The 17,810-nt window shown below is 67.0% G+C and carries 15 protein-coding genes and 1 pseudogene; 7 read left to right on the top strand and 9 right to left on the bottom strand.

Annotation, left to right across the window (positions count from 1 at the left end):
• Positions 1–3 precede the first annotated feature (3 nt).
• Genes ACGFY5_RS43880 through ACGFY5_RS43895 form a run of 4 tightly spaced genes read left to right on the top strand, consistent with a single transcriptional unit; the run spans position 4 to position 4,217 of the window.
• Positions 4–1,530, top strand: a complete 1,527-nt coding sequence (locus tag ACGFY5_RS43880) for an AMP-binding protein (RefSeq protein WP_392730906.1) — start codon at positions 4–6, stop codon at positions 1,528–1,530.
• Positions 1,527–2,690, top strand: coding sequence for an aminotransferase class I/II-fold pyridoxal phosphate-dependent enzyme (locus ACGFY5_RS43885; RefSeq protein WP_392730908.1), 1,164 nt, complete (start codon positions 1,527–1,529; stop codon positions 2,688–2,690). Before ACGFY5_RS43880 ends, ACGFY5_RS43885 begins: the two co-directional genes overlap by 4 nt.
• A complete protein-coding gene (locus ACGFY5_RS43890) occupies positions 2,683–3,945 on the top strand; it encodes an asparagine synthase-related protein (RefSeq protein ID WP_392730910.1) in 1,263 nt (420 codons plus the stop codon). The genes ACGFY5_RS43885 and ACGFY5_RS43890 overlap by 8 nt, the downstream gene beginning before the upstream one ends.
• 11 nt (positions 3,946–3,956) lie before the next feature.
• Positions 3,957–4,217 carry an acyl carrier protein gene (locus ACGFY5_RS43895; protein WP_392730911.1) on the top strand — a complete coding sequence of 87 codons (261 nt, stop codon included), beginning with the start codon at positions 3,957–3,959 and terminating at the stop codon, positions 4,215–4,217.
• A 308-nt stretch (positions 4,218–4,525) separates the two neighbouring features.
• On the opposite strand, the gene ACGFY5_RS43900 is transcribed toward ACGFY5_RS43895, so the two are convergent.
• Positions 4,526–4,738: a DUF397 domain-containing protein gene (locus ACGFY5_RS43900; protein WP_392730912.1), complete on the bottom strand. Its 213-nt coding sequence runs from the start codon at positions 4,736–4,738 to the stop codon at positions 4,526–4,528.
• 34 nt (positions 4,739–4,772) lie between these two features.
• Positions 4,773–5,786, bottom strand: a complete 1,014-nt coding sequence (locus ACGFY5_RS43905) for a helix-turn-helix domain-containing protein (RefSeq protein WP_392730914.1) — start codon at positions 5,784–5,786, stop codon at positions 4,773–4,775.
• A 111-nt stretch (positions 5,787–5,897) separates the two neighbouring features.
• Between ACGFY5_RS43905 and ACGFY5_RS43910 the strand changes: the two genes are divergently transcribed.
• The gene (locus tag ACGFY5_RS43910; protein WP_392730915.1) at positions 5,898–6,536 is read left to right on the top strand and encodes a hypothetical protein; all 639 of its coding nucleotides are present in this window, start codon (positions 5,898–5,900) and stop codon (positions 6,534–6,536) included.
• A gap of 8 nt (positions 6,537–6,544) precedes the next feature.
• Here the strand turns inward: ACGFY5_RS43910 and ACGFY5_RS43915 are convergent, their stop codons facing one another.
• Genes ACGFY5_RS43915 through ACGFY5_RS43925 form a run of 3 tightly spaced genes read right to left on the bottom strand, consistent with a single transcriptional unit; the run spans position 6,545 to position 9,868 of the window.
• The gene (locus ACGFY5_RS43915; RefSeq protein WP_392730917.1) at positions 6,545–8,215 is read right to left on the bottom strand and encodes a UvrD-helicase domain-containing protein; all 1,671 of its coding nucleotides are present in this window, start codon (positions 8,213–8,215) and stop codon (positions 6,545–6,547) included.
• The gene (locus tag ACGFY5_RS43920) at positions 8,212–9,402 is read right to left on the bottom strand and encodes a hypothetical protein (RefSeq protein WP_392730918.1); all 1,191 of its coding nucleotides are present in this window, start codon (positions 9,400–9,402) and stop codon (positions 8,212–8,214) included. Before ACGFY5_RS43920 ends, ACGFY5_RS43915 begins: the two co-directional genes overlap by 4 nt.
• Complete coding sequence (locus ACGFY5_RS43925; RefSeq protein WP_392730920.1) at positions 9,377–9,868, bottom strand: hypothetical protein; 492 nt, start codon at positions 9,866–9,868, stop codon at positions 9,377–9,379. Before ACGFY5_RS43925 ends, ACGFY5_RS43920 begins: the two co-directional genes overlap by 26 nt.
• Before the next feature lie 378 nt (positions 9,869–10,246).
• Between ACGFY5_RS43925 and ACGFY5_RS43930 the strand changes: the two genes are divergently transcribed.
• Both ACGFY5_RS43930 and ACGFY5_RS43935 read left to right on the top strand, forming a co-directional pair.
• Positions 10,247–11,116, top strand: coding sequence for a hypothetical protein (locus tag ACGFY5_RS43930; RefSeq protein WP_392730922.1), 870 nt, complete (start codon positions 10,247–10,249; stop codon positions 11,114–11,116).
• 740 nt (positions 11,117–11,856) lie between these two features.
• On the top strand, positions 11,857–12,288 hold the full coding sequence (locus ACGFY5_RS43935) for a hypothetical protein (protein WP_392731023.1): 432 nt from the start codon (positions 11,857–11,859) through the stop codon (positions 12,286–12,288).
• Between the two features lie 313 nt (positions 12,289–12,601).
• On the opposite strand, the gene ACGFY5_RS43940 is transcribed toward ACGFY5_RS43935, so the two are convergent.
• The 4 genes and pseudogenes from ACGFY5_RS43940 to ACGFY5_RS43955 all read right to left on the bottom strand — a co-directional run bounded on the left by ACGFY5_RS43940 (position 12,602) and on the right by ACGFY5_RS43955 (position 17,789).
• Entirely contained in the window at positions 12,602–13,372 is a 771-nt protein-coding gene (locus tag ACGFY5_RS43940; protein ID WP_392730923.1) for a sugar phosphate isomerase/epimerase family protein, read from the bottom strand.
• Between the two features lie 39 nt (positions 13,373–13,411).
• Positions 13,412–14,884 (bottom strand): aldehyde dehydrogenase family protein, encoded by a 1,473-nt coding sequence (locus tag ACGFY5_RS43945; protein ID WP_392730925.1) that lies wholly within the window; start codon positions 14,882–14,884, stop codon positions 13,412–13,414.
• A 30-nt stretch (positions 14,885–14,914) separates the two neighbouring features.
• Positions 14,915–16,569 (bottom strand): annotated as a pseudogene (locus tag ACGFY5_RS43950) (zinc ribbon domain-containing protein).
• Entirely contained in the window at positions 16,566–17,789 is a 1,224-nt protein-coding gene (locus ACGFY5_RS43955; RefSeq protein WP_392730927.1) for a CaiB/BaiF CoA transferase family protein, read from the bottom strand. The pseudogene ACGFY5_RS43950 and the gene ACGFY5_RS43955 overlap by 4 nt, the downstream one beginning before the upstream one ends.
• Between the last annotated feature and the right edge of the window lie 21 nt (positions 17,790–17,810).

A 17,810-nucleotide genomic window follows, 5' to 3' on the forward strand; every position in this document is an offset into this window, starting at 1 on the left:
CTCATGCCCTACACCGTGCCCGACCTCCTGCTGAACGCCGCTCGACACTTTCCCGACGCGGTAGCGGTCAGAGACAACACCGAGGCCGCGTCCTACCAGCAACTCACCGAGCGTGCCCACGCACACGCTGGCGCCCTCGCCCGGCAGCTGCCGCCCGGCGCCCGCGTCGCCCTGCTGCTCCCGCGCAGCTCCGCGGCGATCGCCGTGTACTTCGGTGCGCACCTGGCGGGCCTCGTACCTGTCGTGGTCCACGACCAGCTGCGGCCCCGGCAGGTGGCCCACCTCATCGCACACGCCGAAGCCGGATTGGTCATCACCGACGGCCGGCTCCGCCCCCTGCTCCGAGATACAAGCATCCCGGCCGAGCGCATCCTGGAGCCCGCCGATCTCCTGGGACCAGAGTCGCGTTCTACAACGCCGGTCATCGGACGCGACCTGGCCGCCCTCGCCTACACCTCCGGCTCGACCGGCTCCCCCAAAGCCGTCATGCTCAGCCACGACAACCTGGTCGCCGGCGCGACCATCGTCGCCGACTATCTCCGGCTGACCAGCAGCGACCGGATCCTGGCGCTCCTGCCCTGGTCCTTCGACTACGGCCTCAACCAGCTGCTGGCCACCTTCGCCGCAGGCGGCACGATCGTGATCCAGCGCTCCACCTTCCCACCGGACATCTGCCGTACCCTCGCAACCACCGAGGTCACGGGCATGGCCGGCGTGCCCACCCTGTGGGCCAGCCTTACGAACCCGCACTCCCCGTTCACCCAGCAGCGCTACCCGAGCCTGCGTTATCTCACCAATTCCGGGGGACCGCTCCATCCCTCCGTGTCCGCGGCCCTTCGTGCAGCGCAGCCTCACGTCGCCGTCTACTCGATGTACGGGTTGACCGAGGCGTTCCGCTCGACGTTCCTCGACCCGGCGCTCATCGACACCAAGCCGGATTCCGTCGGCCGCGCCATACCCAACAGCCAAGTCCTCGCCGTCGACGACACCGGCCGCCCCTGTCCTCCAGGCGTCCCCGGCGAGGTCATTCACCGCGGCCCGACCGTCGCGTTGGGGTACTGGCGCGACCCCGCAGCCACCGCCGCCGTGTTCCGCCCCCGCCCCGGCGAGGACGCGGCCTGGGCCGAAATCGTAGTGTACTCCGGCGACCTCGGCTACACCGACGCTGACGGCGACCTCTACCTCACCGGCCGCCACGACGAACAGGTCAAAGTCCTCGGCGTACGGGTGACCCCGACCGAAATCGAGGCCGAAATCATGGCCAGCGGCCTGGTCGCCGCCGTGGTCATCGTCGTCACGCCCCGCCCCGATAATCCCGATGGGCCGCTTCTCCACGCCGCAGTGCAACCGAGCAGTGCGGACTTCTCATTGCCCCAGATGAAAGCGTTCTGCCAGTCCGAGCTTCCTCCGCACATGCGTCCGCACCAGTTCACCGTCGTCGCCCAGATACCTCAGACCCTCCATGGCAAGCTCGACCGAGCCGCTACCAGTCTGGTCGTCCACGACACCGCGGCGGGAGCTCGGCGATGATCGTGCCACCGTGGGCCGGCCTCCTCGCGCCGCTCGAAGAGTTCACCCGGCTGCACGCCGCCACGCTGCGGCGCTTCGGCCACCGCGCTATCGATCTCTCATTTCCTAACCCGCGGTTCCTGAGCGATCCCCGGCCGTACCGCACGCTCGCTGACCTCGCCGCACGATCTGGGCCCGTCGATCTGCGCTACAGCCCTTTCGGCGGCTTCACCCCCGTCCGCCGACGTATCGCCGCTGCGCTCTCGCGTCAGCATCAACTGCCTTACCAACGAGGCGACATCATCATGACCCCGGGCGCCTCAGCAGCCTTGGCGGTCGTGTTCGGCGCGCTGTTTCCCCATTCGGACCGGATCGTCGTACCGACGCCCTGTTGGATGGACTACCCGCTGTACCTGGCACACGCCGGCATCGGCTGCGATCTGGCTCCCGGCACGATCGACAAGCGGCTCGACCTTGCCGCCATCGAAGCGGCATGGACCCCTCGCACGCGCGGCCTCGTGATCAGCCAACCGGTAAGCCCCACCGGCGTCGTTCACAACAACCACGAACTAGCCCAACTGGCTGCTCTCCTGCACCGCGTCGGCGCACAACACGGAAACCTCCCGCTCCTGATCGCCGACGAGGCCCACTGCCAGCAGGCCTGGGCGCGCTCCCCCTGCCCCGCTCCGGCGAGCCACTACGCGAACACCGTCACCGTTCGCTCAGTCACCAAAGGCTGGGACATGCAAGGCCAGCGCACCGGCTACCTCGCCGTATCACCGCACTTCAGATCCCAAGCGCCGGTCAGCCAGTTACTCGAGCATTACATGCGCGCGAGCGGACACTGCGCCCCCACCGCGCTCATGCAGCACCTCGCCGCTGCCCTCAGCGACACTCACCCGGACGTCACCGGCCTCGGCGAGCTCCAACGCCACGCCCGCTGCGCGTTAGCGCAACGAGGCGTCGAAGTGGTTGATGCCGCTGCCACCAGGTTCCTCTACGCGCGCTGTCCCATCCCCGATGACCGCACCTTCGTCGCCCGTCTCGCAGACCGCGGCGTGCTGACCATGCCGTCCAGCATCTTCCACGAACCCGGCTGGTTCCGCCTCGCACTCAACATTGCTCAGCCAGAACTGGATCGAGCCATCGACATCATCGCCGAGGAAGCCACTGATGTTTGAGAACCAGCTGACGGTCCCCAACATGTGCTGGCCCAGCCAACTCTCCGGCTCACCAGCCGGAACTCTGCCGAACGGCCCCGACCAACTTCTCGGTCGGTTCGCCACCGCCCAGCAGAACGGGAACAAGATCGTCCTGACCCGCGACCCACTCGGCCTGAACAAGCTGTACTTCGGCTTTCACCCCACGCGCGGTCTGATCGCGGCCAGCTACCTCATCGATCTGGTTGAGGCCGGGATCCCTTTCCGCGACACCTACGCCGTCCCCGCCGGCGAGCGCGTCACCATCGACCTCGAGCGACGAACATCCCGCATCCATAGGTACGACCCCGCGTGGAACATCGGTCGCAGTACTCGAACCGCAGCAGCGACCCTCTCCTCGATCGAGGCCACCCTGCGGCTCGGCATGACCCACCTGGCAACGACCCGTCCAGACGCACCAATCGTTGTCTGTCTGTCCGGCGGAGCCGACAGCTCACTGATCGCCGCCTACGCGGCTCAATACCTTCCGGGCCCGATCACCGCATACACCTATTTCCACGCCGCCGGCGAGCCCACCAGCGCCGATGTCGAAGCCGCCAGCACGGTCGCGCAGCACCTCGGATTCCGCACACGGCTCGTCGACGTCGACGATGACGCGATCCTCGAATCCGTCAACTCTGCCCTCATCCGAGGCCAGGACTGGCGCGACTTCAACGTCCACGCCGGGATCGTCAACGACCAGCTAGCCCGCGCCATCGCACAGGACCACCAGGTCGGTCCCCGACCTGTCGTGCTGACCGGCGACCTCATGAACGAACTCCTCGCCGACTACAGCCCCATCCACTACGGCGGCAGCACCTACTACCCGCTGCCCCAAATCCCGCAAGCCAGACTCCGCCAGACCCTCGTCCGTGGCGTCCAAACAGGAGATCGCGAAGTCGGCATCTTCCACGCCCACGGCCTCGACGTCATCCAGCCATACGGCTGGGCCTTTCACGCCCTCCTTGAGCTGCCCGAGACGGACGCGAAGCACGTCATCATCGCTGCCCTGGCGCGCGGCACACTGCCTGACGCGATCGTCCGACGGCCCAAGATCCGCGCGCAGATCGGCGATCCTACCGTCGAGCGCGGAATCCTTCCGTGCCTGCTCGGCGCAGGTCTCGATCAGCAGTCCCTCGAGGGTGCCTTCTGTCGAGCGTTCGAGATCGACGATCCCACCGACCTGCGGCGCACGGTTCGCGCAGGCGTTCACCAGCCACACCCACGCAACGAGTAGAGGCCTACTTAATGGACCCCGACAGCATCGCCCTAGCCATTGAGAACTTCGTTCGGAACGCCGGCGCAGTAGCCATTGACGACGCGTCTCTGACGAGAACCACGCACCTGTTCGACGCTGGATACGTCGACTCCGTCACGCTGGTCGCGCTCTCCGTCTTCATCGAGGAAACGTTCAACGTACCCGTCGACGAACACGACCTCTTCGACCCCGGCTTTACCACCATTGGCGGGATGGCCAAGCTCGTGTCATCCCGCTTGGGCGACGCCTAGCAAGGGATGACCGATGACGACGCCATCCAGCGCCCCAACCAGTCCGTGGGGGATCGGGTAGCGATCACCTAGGCGAAAGCAACACACGCAAAGTCCGAGTGTTCAGCTCAGCTGCAAGCGTCGTGATCCATACTGAACCCTAGCCATGGACTTCCGCGGCGCTACCAGGCCAACGCGCCACATCCCTACCCTGACCTCGGTTGTGGCATGAACGCCTGGCCACGGATCCGCGAGTAGAGCCCAGAGGCCGGCACCCCCCACCGATGGGTGCCGGCCTCTGCGCCGTCTACCGAATGCTCGAACAAGCCTCAGTGCGCGAACTCGCCGCTCTTCGCGGCTGTCACAAAGGTTGTCCAGACGCCAGCCGGAACGTCCAGCGTCACGGCGCGGACCGGGTCCTTCGTGTCCCGGATGCCGACGCGACCCGCGCAGGTGGCAATCTCCAGGCAGTTCGAGTCCGTGCCGCCGCCGCTCCGCGTCGACTTCTTGAACAGCTGTTGGTCCCAATCGATCCTGGTCATACGGTCTCCCATCTGCGGGGTTGAGCTGTACTGCTTACAGAACGGCGGCGAATTCCGCGATCCTGTCGCGCGTCGCTGACACCGATTCGGCCAGCGACCGCACGTCTTCGATGAGGCGAGTGAACTGCTCGACCTCGTCCCGCATCTCGCGGTGCACAGCCTCAGTGTGGTTCTCGCTGTAAACGACCTGATCGGTCGGGTCGGCGAATGTGAACACCTGGAACTCGCCGCCGTTGAGCACGGGGTGAGCCCCTGCGCTGAACGGCAGCAGCTGGACCGTCACGTTGTATCGCTCGGACGCCTCACGCAGTCGCTCGAGCTGGTCTCGCATCACCGCGGGACCGCCGATCACCGGACGAAGCGCCGCTTCCCACAGCACGACACGAAGCTGGGGAGCGCCTCGTTTGCGGTCGAGTACGCTCTGCCGCTCGATCCGGATCTTGACCTGCCGCTCGATTTCCTCCGGCTCGTGAAGCAGAGGCGAGGCCTTCATGAGCGCTCGCGCGTATGCCTCTGTCTGCAACAGCCCTGGCACCAGCGTCGGCTGCCAGGACTGCATCACGGCTGCTTCGGCCTCGTATGCCAGCAGTTCGCGAAACACCGGCGCAGTGCCCGGACCGAGTAGCGGCTCAAACCACCCGCGGGGCGCCTTGGCAATCTCGTGAGCGAGTTGGACCAGATCGTCGATCACTTCGGGCGTCAGCTCAGGCGCGCGACCAGTCTGGCGGTAGCCGTTGAGCAGGTTGTGAACGTCGCCGGAACGGATCCTGGTCTTGCCGGCCTCCAGGTTGGACAGCGTCGCTGGGCTCTTGTCGTAGAACTTGACCGCAGCCGCCTCCTCCTGGGTCAGCCCAGCCTCTTTCCGCCAGCGGACCAGCTCTGCGAGCAGCTTCTTCTTCGCCCTACTGCGGGGAACAGAGCCGACGACGCCCCGGTGGAATGGAATCTCGCCAGCACGGCCGGCACGACTGCACCGGCTTCTGGCGCCAGCGGCCCCCGCCGTCGGAACAGTGCCAGCACTGCCGCAGCCGCATCCTGATCGTTCCATCGCATAACTAGGTCGAAGAGTTCCGAGACTTAATCCGATTGTGTGTCCCAACCTTGATGCGTCAGCGCGCGAACCCGGTGATGCACTTCTGGGTGGGGTCATACTCTGGTCATGGCCGAGCACGAGGATCCGCCTTACGGGGTGAGGACGATCAGTTGGCCCGCCATCCACGACCTGCTCTATCCGTTGCCACCCGGCGAGTACGACTATGGCCCGCCGCACGGCGATGAAGAAGCCGCGGAGATGCAACGGCTGCGCGGCCTGGTGATCATCCAGCACGCAGAGACCGAAGCCGTCCTGGGTCAGCTCTACCGACTGCTGGAGCCCTCGCCACCGAAGCGGCCACTCATGGCCGGTGCACTTCGGATCGCGCTGACGAAACTCCTCACCGCAGAACAACTCGTTCAGCACGCCGAACGGCTCGCCCTGATCGAGAGCGCAACCGCGGTGCGGAACCGGGCGGTGCACTCCACCGTCCAGATCCACTACGCGCGAGATCATCCCCTCGGCGGCACCGGCTGGATGTCGGTTCTGTCGGTGATGGGCGACGAAGAGACCGACGAGAGTGACCTGCAAGGCTTTCTTGCTCTTCAGCAACGCGCGACAACGGCTGCAGTCGAGATGTATCAGGAGGTCAGCGATTCTCTGCCGCCGGTCGTCGGGGAGCCGAGCGACGCTTCAGGTGTCGAACTGAGTGCGGACTGGTTCGACACGGATGGTCCAGACCCCGGCGACACCTCGCAGGGCTGACCTAAGAGCTACCGTACGGTCCCCCGCTCATTGTCCGACGTCAGCGCAGCGAGCGGCGCCACGAGCGCTTGGGGTGCGTCACCGAACAACAGCACCGTGGTCTTGTGGCGGGCGCGGGTGAGTACGACGTACAGCAGTCGGGATCCGGTTTCGAACGGCTCGCGGCGTTCCGGTCCGTAGAAGTCGTTGCTGCGCAGGACGACGACGGTGGCGTCTGCCTCACGACCCTTGGTCTGGTAGAGGCCCATGAGCTGCACCGGCGCGTCCGGCTCGCCGGTTGCCGAGGTGAGGAGGTCCGTGCGATAGGCGGTGATCGCCGTGTCGAGCGCTTCGAGTACGTCGCTCGGGTCGCGGTGACGACGGACGTGGCGAGCCACCTGGGGCTGCAGTAGTTGGGCGGCGTTTCGCCAGTGACGGACACCCCTGTGCAGTCCGAGCCGATCGTGCGCGGCCGCGGCCGTGGCCGTGGCTTCGACGGGCACGGCGCCAAGGAGAGCTTGCTGCAGTTCTCGCAGTCGCCCGTTAACGGCGGCCGGCTGGGGAGTCTGGCCGAGCAGCATCCGAGCCAGCTCGGGGACCTGCTTGCCCCGGACTGCGCTGGTCACGAAGACCGCCAACCGCTGCAGCACACTTGTCCAGCTGACCGCGCCGCCAGCGAACTGAATCATCGCGTGTTGGGCATCGAGACCCGCGCCGAGGCACTCGGGCAGCCCGATCACCTCATGGGTGATGTCGAGCTGGGTGAGCTCGTCGGACAGGCCGGTGGTCGCGTCGACGTGGTGGCTGAACACCCCGACGGTGTGACCGTCGGCGCGCAGTTTCTGCACCACGTCCGCGACGATCTCCGCCTCCTGCTCGGTCGGCAGCCCGGCCCGGATGTGTAGCCGGCCGGTATCCAGGGCGGCGGCGACGGCCGGGTGGCCGAATTGGCGGCGGCGAATCGCGGTCGCGGCAGCGGGAAGAATGTTGCTGGGGTCACGGTGCGACACATCCGGCAGGTCGATACGTCGCGCCCCGGGCAAGGTGAGCACGGTGTCGAGCCGTTCCGGTCCGACACCGACGGCGTCAGGCAGGTCGCTGTAGATGCACTGATGGGGATCACCCAGCAGCAGCAACCGGGCATCCCTGCGGATGCGGGTCAACAGCTCGTACTGCCGGTCGTCGGTGTCTTGAAACTCATCACAGACGATGATCGACCAACGCGCCTGCAGGTGCCGACCCACAGCGGGCACCTCGCACAGTTCCAGCGCGCGGGGCAGCAGGTCCCGGTAGAGCAATGCATCAGCGACGTCGAACAGCTTGGCTTCGGTCGCGCTGAGCATCGCGGGCTGGGCCAGTCCGACCGCGGCGCCCCAGCGGGTGAGAAGCCGCCACGCGAAAGCGTGAAAGGTAGTGATCTCCACCCGGCCCTGATAGGGGCCGAGGACGCCGGCGGTGCGGTCGAGAATCTGCGCCACGGATGACCGGGAGAAGGACAGGAACAATGCGCGAGCCACCGACTGCCTGGCACGCGGTTGGAATCCGGCCACGACGCGTAGGTCGTCAACGCGTTGCAGGTGCGTGCGTACGGCTGCTGCGGCCGTCGTGGTCTTGCCGGTACCTGCGCCCCCACACACGAGCAGTACGGGATCTTGAGCGTCGATGACCGCTTGTTGTGTCTCGTCGGGCTGGTAGGTCACGGCAACTCGATCTCGACCAGCACCGTGTCGGCGACCGGCTGACAGAGCGTGTCGAGGACCGTACCGGCCAGCGGCGGTGTCGGGCCGTGGGACAGAGCCTCAACGAAGGGCTGGTGCAGGCCGCCCTTCTGCTTGAGGGCCTTGATGGTCTTTTCCTTGAGGCTCTCCTCGGCGATCGTGTCGACGGCGATGTCGGTCAGGCCGTGGTCGGCGACGAGTTGACGCAGCGTGGTGCGCAGACGGACGGGGCTGATGCCGTGGGTGAGCGCCCGCTCGATCGAGCTGCGTTCTGGCAGCCGGATCACCTGCTCGGCGATGCCGGTGAGCTCCGAGACGAGGTCCGCGTCCGTCCCGGGCTTGTCGTTGTCGAGTACCACCCGGACGTGGAACCCGAGCGCGCGAGCGAGGCGGGCCAGCTTCGGCAGTTCGTCTTTGCCTCCGGTGCCATTGGCGGGGGCAACCATCCGGACACCGGCCGCGGCGGGCGGTGCTACGCCTCCGCTGCGCAGGCGCCGGTCGGCGACGGCGGTGTAGCCGTCCAGGTCGTGCGGGCCTTCCAACAGCGCCACGGTGCGTGCGGTCATCGCCGGCAGCAACAGCGGGTGCAGGTGCCGACGAGCGGCGCGTTCTTTACGGTCAGTCGTGGGCGCCAACTGATGGGCCTGCCGGTGGCCATGGCTGCGAGTGAGTCGGATCATCTCCTCAGCAGGGAACGCCCTGACCACGTCCGGACGCCGCGTGGACAACCAGACCTGGCCGCTGTTGCGCCGCAGCAGGCAGGCGAGGTACTCGGCCGACGCCGCGTCCAGGTCATCTCCGAAGTCGTCGGCGAGCACGATCGCGCCTGGCGCCGCTGCTGATACCACCGCTTCGGCGGCGGCAAGCACGCCAGCGGCGGTCGAGCCGTGCGCGGACAGGGGCAGAGCACCAGCGGCGTCGAGGGCGACGGTCGGCTGCAGTGCCCGCAGGATCGCCGAGACAGACCCATCGTCGGCAGCGAAGCCGAAAACATCGGCAGGAGCACCATCGGTCATCTCCAGCAGCTGTGCCGCGCCGGCGCTGAGGACATCTTCGAGGGTCTTGCGGATGCTGTTGCTGGCAGTCAGCCGATCGGCCGCCGCGACCGCCTCGCTGTTCAGCGTCGCCAGCGCCGCCAGCAAATCATTGTCGTCCAGTTCGGAGATCAAGCGCCGGAACACTCCGTCGGGACGCAGCTGCAGCGGCGCGGGGTGCCCGCAGACCGGTCTTCGGGTACTCCACCCAGTGCTCGGCGGTCTCGCTCGCCGGGTCGAACCGAAGTCGATAGCACAGTCGCAGACCCATGACCGCGTCATCGGCTCGCGTCTCGTCGGCTGGTAGCCCGGTGGCCGGATCGATCAGCTCCAGCCGATCGTCGAGCTCCTGCGCGACGGCGTCGTCGAGCTCGATGAGCGTGACCTCGACCTCGGTGAGCTCATCACCGTCGTCGGCGTCCGGCGCCGGAAGCGGCCGATGCACGTCCAACGGGTCGGGCCGGGCGCTGGTGCTGCGCGGATCGAGGACCCGGCGCAGACCGCTGATCAGATCGGTCCGACCGGCCCGCGGTTCACCGACCGCGACCACATGCCCCTCCGGCCGCAGCACCGCGTCGACAAAACCCCGAAAGCGCCGCAATCGGACCCTGATACCGCGCACAATGCGTCCCGCCCCTCAAGCAAACTCAGCAAACCAGCTGCACCGGCCACGCACGCACGAACGCACTGGCCCGGGGCTGCCTCAGTCACCCAGGCACGCCCCTGATCCGCCCCCGAATCAGTTCCATCCTTGCGCACTAGCCTCACCAACGCCGCCGATTTTCGCTGACCTGGTGTCGTCTCCGCGGCTCGGCCGTCAGTAGGCTGCAGTCCACCCTGGCCGGTGCTCGCCGTCGGTTGCATTTCTGCAAGGAGGGGCGAGGGCACGACGGCCCCATCCACTGCGATGCCGCGCTGGCCTCTAACCGATCCCGGCAGAGCCGGCGACGCCGTCGATTGCCTTCAGATCGGAGTCTCGATGATGCTCCTTGATTGCGAGGACGCAGAAACGGCCTTGCGGTCGCTTGCTCACGCGAGCGGCGTCGACGACGCGGATTTCCGGGCAGCATTGCTCGCGCGTAATCCTGACCGGACCGTTTGGACTGGCGACGAGGATCCGTGGGTAGCGATTCCCAGAGTGCTATTGGCTGATCTCGGCGTCGAGATCGGTGAGGTCCGCTTCGACGGTGCCTACTACTTTCACGGCACCCGCACACTGCGTCCGCACGCATTCCTCCACGAGGGAATATTGCCGTTAGGCGCTGCGCTCGACCGGCTCTGGTCCGATCTGCATGACCTGTGCGATGGCGACGTCACGAACGCCTCGTGGATGGCCTTCCGCCAGCAACTCGAAGGGGGGATCCCGACACCGCTGCACTCCAGGCACGGCGCGTATCTCTACCGCATGAAGTTCGCCAACGACTTCCACCACGGACCGTATGCGTCTCTGATCCGGGATCACACGATCGATCCCATCGAGGGACAGCACGACTATGTAAAATCTCCAGAGATCGTCGAAGATATCGCACGCTGCGTGGACTTCGACCTTCAAGAGAGATTCGAAGCCACTGCGCGAAGCTGCATCGTCAAGTTCCGCCACCACGAGGTAAAGCAGCAGTTAGTCGAAGCCGCCGTGCTCTACGTTTGGGCTCGGATCCAGAACCGGCCGCTTGACCTCGGCAGCGTGTACGGGATTGACTGCCGCGGCGCAGTTCCTGCCACGGACGTGGTGTACGTCGACGAGGTCGACCTAAGTCGACGAGGGGGTCCGAGGCCAACTCTCGTTCGCCGGCACCGCGCTCCCGACTGCTCGGCAACTGATCTGCCGTGTGCGTCGACCCCGGCGTGATCTTGCGGCGGGCTTCTCCAGTCAGGCAGGACCGGCGGCGGTAGGCGCCTCCTTCTTAGACCGGGTGCTGCCCGCGGGGCGCCGAGCCAGCTCTGGAGCCGCCCACGGACGTTTGCCCTAGCCGGCAGCGACACTGCTCCCCATGCCGACGGGCTGGGGCAACATCGCCGGTGCGCGCCAAACGCGGCGATCCGCTCCCCCCAGCGTTCTCCACCACACACGGAGCTCTTACTAGGTCACGCTGCGCCTTCAGCCACGAGCTGACTCGCAGTAACGGACTGCCTACCCTGCCAGCCGAAACGACACGCCTTCGACATCCGAGCAACCAGGGCCCAATCTAGGGCGACCAAAAGTAGTTGGATCGTACATAAATGCAGGTCAGCGGGTGGGCCGCCTGGGGATCGAACCCAGAACCCGCGGATTATGAGTCCGAAAGGGAGGCTTAGTGAGTCGCTTAGACTATTTGTACCACCACGACTCGCCCCGCGCTACCACGAACTACCTGATGACACCGGCTACGAAGTCGGGGCCCGCGACCCCAAGCAGCCGATCGACGACCATCACGCCACCGCAAACCACCTCGGCACACGACGCTGCATTACATCCGAGCAACCACCGATCAACCACCGGCTCCAACGGCGAGCAGGCCGTTGTCGGCCTCCGCCGGCGAGCGCGTTATCCGCGGCTATGTGAGTAAGAGGAAAGTGGAACTGTCGGTGGAACCTGAGACGCTGCATGGCGTGGTCCCCTGGAATCTGTTGACCCTCGATAGTGCCCTTCGCGCCAGCTGGGCCGCCGATACCTGCTCGCCCAACGACCTCGAACGCGCCGGATGGCAGCCCGAGAACCCGGCGTGGGGACATTGCGACATCACCGCGCTGATCGTGAACGACATCTTCGGCAGAGACAGCGTCGCGTGGTGTGCGATGGACTTCGCGTCATGGTGCATGCACTCACCTTTCTTCGCCCCGACGATGGCGCTACGTGCGTTGAATGCCCCAAGTCATGCGGTCTCACTGGTGCTGTCGCCAGACGGCGCGGTGGCTGCGGCCTGTGAATGCCCAACGGCGTTCACTAAAGGTGCCGTGTCGGTCGGCCCCCGAAGAGTGGCTGCTGAACGGCGTACTGGCCGCAAAAGGGTTAATCCTCGGCTCGCCTCAGAGGGCGTTTGATTTGTAACCTTTGCGTATCTGGTGGCTAGTAGGTGCCGAACGCCGGGCCCGTGCCGGAAGTTTCGGGGAACGTCCACGATCTGCTCACCGTTGACCAGCAGTCGCGCGGCGAAGCCGCTCGGACAGGCGTCGGGCCGGGAAGCAGGTGCCGCCCGGCCCGACGCATGTCTCGAATGTCGGCTGCAGAAGGAGTAGGAGTCCCAGCAGTTGTCGTGTCGCTTCTTGTGCGACTGGCGACGCCGCGGCTTGCACTCCTCGGAGGGTGGGCCGACGGATTTTGCAGAACGTCTGCTGCGACTTCTCTGTAGGTGAGTCACCGCCAGTAGCGCGCGGATGAGGCATAGGCGCGATCGACGAATGCCGGCACCGACGGCGCGGCGAGCTCGTCGTTGAGCACCTCCACGCTGACGAAGCCCTGCCAGCCGCGATCGAGCAGCGTCGTTGCGAATCGCTCGAGTTCCAAGCTCCCATCGCCAGGAAGCAGCCGCCGGGTCAGGGTCTCGGTCATCAGATCGTCGGAGCGAGGTGCTGCGGCGTCGGTGAATTGGACGTAGGCGATCTGATCTAAGGGAAGGTCGGCCAGATCCGCCCAGGTGCTGTCGCCGAACGAGAAGTGCCAGTTGTCGATTTGGACCGCTGCCCGGTCATGACCGATAGTCGCCACCAGCTCTCGCGCCATGGCGATGGACGTCACCGTGCCGAGGGGACTGAACTCGACGGCCATCCCGGCGCCGACCTCGGCGAAGATTGCCGCGCAGCGCCGTAGCGTGCCGATGTCCACCGCCGGTCCGGGTGGGAAGACCGTGTTGACCCAGCGGGCTCCCATGGTTTCCGCCGCCGTCGCGAGGCGCTCGGCGAACGCAACGGTCGCCTCGCTGTCCGCGGTCATCACGAGCGCCACTATTTCGTGGCACTCGAGCCCGGATCGTGCGAAGGCGTCCGCCATCGCACGGTCCGCTTGCGCGCGGGGCACACCTAGCGCGGAGAACCCAGCCGCCCCGGTCGCCTCGACGACCTCCGCGAAGGGTAAGGCCCACCGGCTGTTCGGAGTGAGCGCGAGAGTAACGCCCGGATGTGTAGCCATGATCGATCGACCTCGATGAGGGAGTTTCGCGGCGGCTGGTCAGAGAGGCAGGCCGACGGTTTTGATCTCGAGGTATTCCTCGAACCCGTGGGTGCCGTTGCGGCGGCCGAGGCCGCTCTGCTTGGTGCCGCCGAAGGGACTGGTCAGGCCGAAATACATGCCGCCGTTGATGCCGACGCTGCCGGTCCGCAACCGCTGAGCGACCCGGAGGGCACGGTCTTCGTCGGCGCTGCTGACCTCGCCGGACAGGCCGTAGATCGAGTTGTTGGCGATCGCGATCGCCTCGTCCTCGGTGTCGAACGGGAGCACGCACAGCACCGGTCCGAAGACCTCTTCCTGGGCGATCCGGCTGTCGGGGTCGACGTCGGCGAGCAGAGTGGCCTGCACGTAGTAGCCCCTGTTGAGTTTCTCGGGAGTGCCGCCGCCGGTGATCAGCCGCGCACCGGAGGCGATGCCGGAGGCGATCAAGCCGAGGACCTTGTCCCGCTGACCGGCGCTGATCTGGGGTCCTTGCATGACAGTCGGATCCCAGGGGTCGCCGACCGGGAAGGCATCCATGGTGGCCTTGAGGATCGCGAGACCCTCGTCGTAACGGGAGCGCGGCAACAGGATCCGGCTAGGCAACACGCAGCTCTGCCCGGACGCGATGCAGGCCAGTGTCGCGGCCATCGGGAGGGCTTTGGTGAGGTCGGCGTCGTCGAGCACGATGTGTGCGGACTTGCCGCCGAGTTCGAGCATCGTGCGTTTGACCGTCGACGCGCCGGCGGCGAGGACCGCCCGGCCGGTGGCCGTGGACCCGGTGAAGGTGATCATGTCGACTCGCGGGTCGGCCGAGAGCGCCGCACCGACCTCGTTGGCGTCGGACGTAACGACGTTGAACACCCCGGCCGGGAAGTCGGTCTCCTCGGCGACGATGCGGCCGAGCTCGCTACCGGACCACGGGGTGAGCTGCGCGGGTTTGAGGATCACGGTGTTGCCGGCCATCAGCGCTGGTGTGGTCTCGGCGACGTTCAGGTAGAACGGCGCGTTCCAGGGTGTGATCGCGCCGACGACACCGATCGGGTCGTAGTGGATCATCCGCCGGGACGGGCCGCCCATCGAGTCGTGGACCCCGGTGTCCCGCAGGTACTCGAAGGACTTCCCGAACTCCGCCCAGTGCGCGACCTCCTCGACCGGCGCGTCGATCTGGCTCTGGGTGATACCGACCGGGACACCGACCTCGGTCACCACGATCCGGCGGAGCCGCTCCTTGTTGCGTTCCAGGGCGGTGTGCAGCTGAGTGAGGCAGTGGTAACGGAACTCGACGTCCCGCGACCAGCCGGTGCTGTCGAAGGCGCGGCGGGCGGCGGCCACCGCGCGGGCCATGTCGTCGGTGGTTCCGTCGGTGGCCTGGCCGGCGACCTCTTCGGTGGCCGGGTGGATCACGTCGAACGTCGCTCCACCGGCAGTGGCCAGGAGTTCTCCGTCGATAAGCATGCGTGGATCGCCGGCGAGTAGATCGGAGGTCGTCATGTGAGGTCCTTTCATCCGAGAGGGACTCGCTCAGCTGTCGACGGTGAGTAGAAGCGCCCCGGCCGGGGTGAGGCCGCCGCTGGTGACGACGGCGACCTGCGCACCGGACACCTGCCGGTCGCCGGCATCACCCCGGAGCTGCGTGACCGCCTCGTGTACCAAGCCCATGCCATGGGTGCGGCCGTGGGAAAGCTGCCCGCCGTGCGGGTTGAGCGGCAGGACACCGTCCAGCGCGATGTTCTTGCCGCCGTCGAGGAAGTCCCTGGCCTCGCCGATGCCGCAGAAGCCGAGGCCTTCCAGCCAGGACAGGCAGTTGAACGTGAACCCGTCGTAGAGCAAGGCGACGTCGACGTCCGCGGGCCGCAGCGACGACCGTGACCAGAGATGCGCGGCCGGTCCGAGGACCTGAGGCTCGTGGGTGAGGGTCGACTGATCCCACTCGACCCGTTCGATCATCTGGGTTCCGGCCGCTTCGAAGCGGATCGGCCGGTGCCGCAGATCGCCGGCAAACTCGGCCCGGGACACGATGACGGCGATGGCCGCGTCGCACGGCACGTCACAGTCGTAGAGGCCGAACGGGGTGGTGATCGGCGTCGCGCTCAGGTAGTCGTCCATGGTCAGCGGGTCGCGATAGATCGCGGTCGGGTTCAGCCCGGCATTGCGGCGCTGGTTGAGTGCGATCCAGCCGAGGGTTTCCCTGGTGGTGCCGTACGTGTGCATGTGCCGCTGCGCGGTCATGCCGAGAACGTGGGCGGCGGTGGTCAACCCGTACGGCGTGACGTGTTCGGTCATACCGCCGATCCGGCTGCCGACCGGCCGGAAGCGGCCCTGGCGGACCAGTGTGTCGTAGGTGGACTGCCAGAGCGTCCGGAAGCAGAGCACGTGGTCGGCGAGGCCGGCGGAGACCGCCACCATCGCAGCGATCACCGATCCACCCGGTCCGAACGTGTCACCGCCGCCGTTGTACCAGGTCGGGCGGATCCGGAGCACGCCTTCGAGCGCGGAGACCCCGCCTTCGCCCATGCCGACGGCCGCCGAGCCCGGATACGTGGACAGGCCGTCGATGTCCTCGGGGGTGAGCCCGGCGTCCTCGATGGCGGCCAGGCACGCGTCGACGGTCAGCGACAGCGGATCACGCAGCAGTCGCCGGCCGATCCGGGAGGCGCCGACACCGGTGATCGCGGAGTCCTGCTCGTACTTGTGCCGCGTGACGCCGGGGGACCGGCGGACGCGGGCCGGATAGTCGTCGGGTGGGATCTCGTCAGCAGGCAGCGGGGTGAGATCGGTGCCGTCGGTCGGTGTGAACAGCGGGAACCAGACGTCCCAGACCTGCTCGAACACGACTTTCACCTGCTGACCCAGCCGCAGCGCGGCCGGATCGGCGTCGACGATCCGGGTGAAGAGCTTCACGCGGTCGTCGTCTTCGAGGGCGACGTGCGCCACCGTGTACGGCGGGGAATGCCCGGCAGCCCGAAACGGGTGTTGACGCTGAACCCGATCAGGCGGGCCAAGCCGGAGACCGGGACGATCTCCAGGGCGGTGCTCCGGCAGTGCGGGCAGGCCGGGCCGGGCGGGTGCAGGAGCGCGTCGCACGCCGTGCATCGCTTGACGCGGAGGACACCGTCGCGGCCGGAGGTCCAGTAGTACTCGTTCCAAGGGGTGACCTCGGGGAGGACGGGGTTCACGTGACGGCCCCGTCGATCTTGAGCTGCAAGAGCTCGTTGTCGTCACGGCCGAGTTCTCGCAGGATCTCGTCGGTGTGCTCGGCGAACTGCGGCGCGCGGGTGATCACCGGTGGGGTCTCGTCGAACTGGACCGGGGCGACGACGAGTTCCCTGTCGGCCCCGTCGGCGTCGACGACTTTCGCGACGTAACCGTTGGCGCGGGCCTGCGGGTCGTTGCCCGCCTCGAAGAAGTTCTGGACGACGGCCCACTGGCCACGTGCGCCCTCCATGCGCTTGCGGAACTCCGCGAGCGTCAGCGCGCCGATCATCTCGGCGACGTACCCGGCGGCCACGGCTGCATTGGCGATGATCTGGTCGCCGGTCGCGAACCGCTCGTCGGTGATCAGTTCGGCGCGGCCGAGCCGTTCGCAGATCTCCGGCCAGTAGCGGCCCGGTTGCAGCATGCCGAGGTTGATCCAGCGTCCGTCGGACGTCCGGTAAGGACTGCCGGAGAGTGGGTTGCGCGGGGAACCGTGCTGGGAGGGCCGGTGGTGCGGTAACGGGCCACCGGTCAGCAGGGCGGCGTTTATTCCGAAAGACGCGGTCCACATGCCGACGCCGAGCAGCGACACGTCGATGACCGACGTCTCGCCGGTCGAGGCCCGGCGGAAGAGCGCCGCAGCGATGCCGCCGGCGATCGTCATACCGCCGATGTTGTCGCCGTAGGCGCCGGTCGGCATCGAGAGCAGCCGGTCGTGCTCGGCCGGGGTGACCGCTTCGGCGTGGCCGGACCGGGCCCAGAACGCGGTCTGGTCGTAGCCGCCGCTCGGCCCCTCGTCGCCCTTGGGACCCATGCCGGTGCCACGCATGTAGATGACCTGTGGGTTGATTGACCGGACGTCGTCGACGTCGACGCGTAGCTTTTTCCGGGTCGGTTCCCGGAAATTGGTCACGAAGACGTCCGCGGACCGCACCAGATCCTCGAAGACCGCGCGGCCGCCGGGGGTCTCGAGGTTGAGCCCGATGCTGCGCTTACCGCGGTTGGGGCCTTCCATGATCGGGAAAAAACTGCTGGATTCGCGGTCCTGGTCCATGCCGAGGATGCTGACCAGCCCACGTTGGGCGTCGCCGGTCTCGGCGTGTTCGATCTTGATGACGTCGGCGCCCCAGTCGGCGAGCACCGCGCCGGAGGCGGGCACGAAGGTGAACTGGGCGAGTTCGACGATCCGTACGCCCGTCATTGGACGATCCATCGATTCGCG

Origin of the sequence: Cryptosporangium sp. NPDC048952 (assembly GCF_043197895.1) — a bacterium.
Taxonomy (GTDB): Bacteria; Actinomycetota; Actinomycetes; order Mycobacteriales; family Cryptosporangiaceae; genus Cryptosporangium.

Bases quoted from the DNA above. Each gene is read 5' to 3' on its own strand.
- ACGFY5_RS43880 (WP_392730906.1), top strand. From the start codon at position 4: ATGCCCTACACCGTGCCCGACCTCCTGCTGAACGCCGCTCGACACTTT.
- ACGFY5_RS43885 (WP_392730908.1), top strand. From the start codon at position 1,527: ATGATCGTGCCACCGTGGGCCGGCCTCCTCGCGCCGCTCGAAGAGTTC.
- ACGFY5_RS43890 (WP_392730910.1), top strand. From the start codon at position 2,683: ATGTTTGAGAACCAGCTGACGGTCCCCAACATGTGCTGGCCCAGCCAA.
- ACGFY5_RS43895 (WP_392730911.1), top strand. From the start codon at position 3,957: ATGGACCCCGACAGCATCGCCCTAGCCATTGAGAACTTCGTTCGGAAC.
- ACGFY5_RS43900 (WP_392730912.1), bottom strand. From the start codon at position 4,738: ATGACCAGGATCGATTGGGACCAACAGCTGTTCAAGAAGTCGACGCGG.
- ACGFY5_RS43905 (WP_392730914.1), bottom strand. From the start codon at position 5,786: ATGGAACGATCAGGATGCGGCTGCGGCAGTGCTGGCACTGTTCCGACG.
- ACGFY5_RS43910 (WP_392730915.1), top strand. From the start codon at position 5,898: ATGGCCGAGCACGAGGATCCGCCTTACGGGGTGAGGACGATCAGTTGG.
- ACGFY5_RS43930 (WP_392730922.1), top strand. From the start codon at position 10,247: ATGATGCTCCTTGATTGCGAGGACGCAGAAACGGCCTTGCGGTCGCTT.
- ACGFY5_RS43940 (WP_392730923.1), bottom strand. From the start codon at position 13,372: ATGGCTACACATCCGGGCGTTACTCTCGCGCTCACTCCGAACAGCCGG.
- ACGFY5_RS43945 (WP_392730925.1), bottom strand. From the start codon at position 14,884: ATGACGACCTCCGATCTACTCGCCGGCGATCCACGCATGCTTATCGAC.
- ACGFY5_RS43955 (WP_392730927.1), bottom strand. From the start codon at position 17,789: ATGACGGGCGTACGGATCGTCGAACTCGCCCAGTTCACCTTCGTGCCC.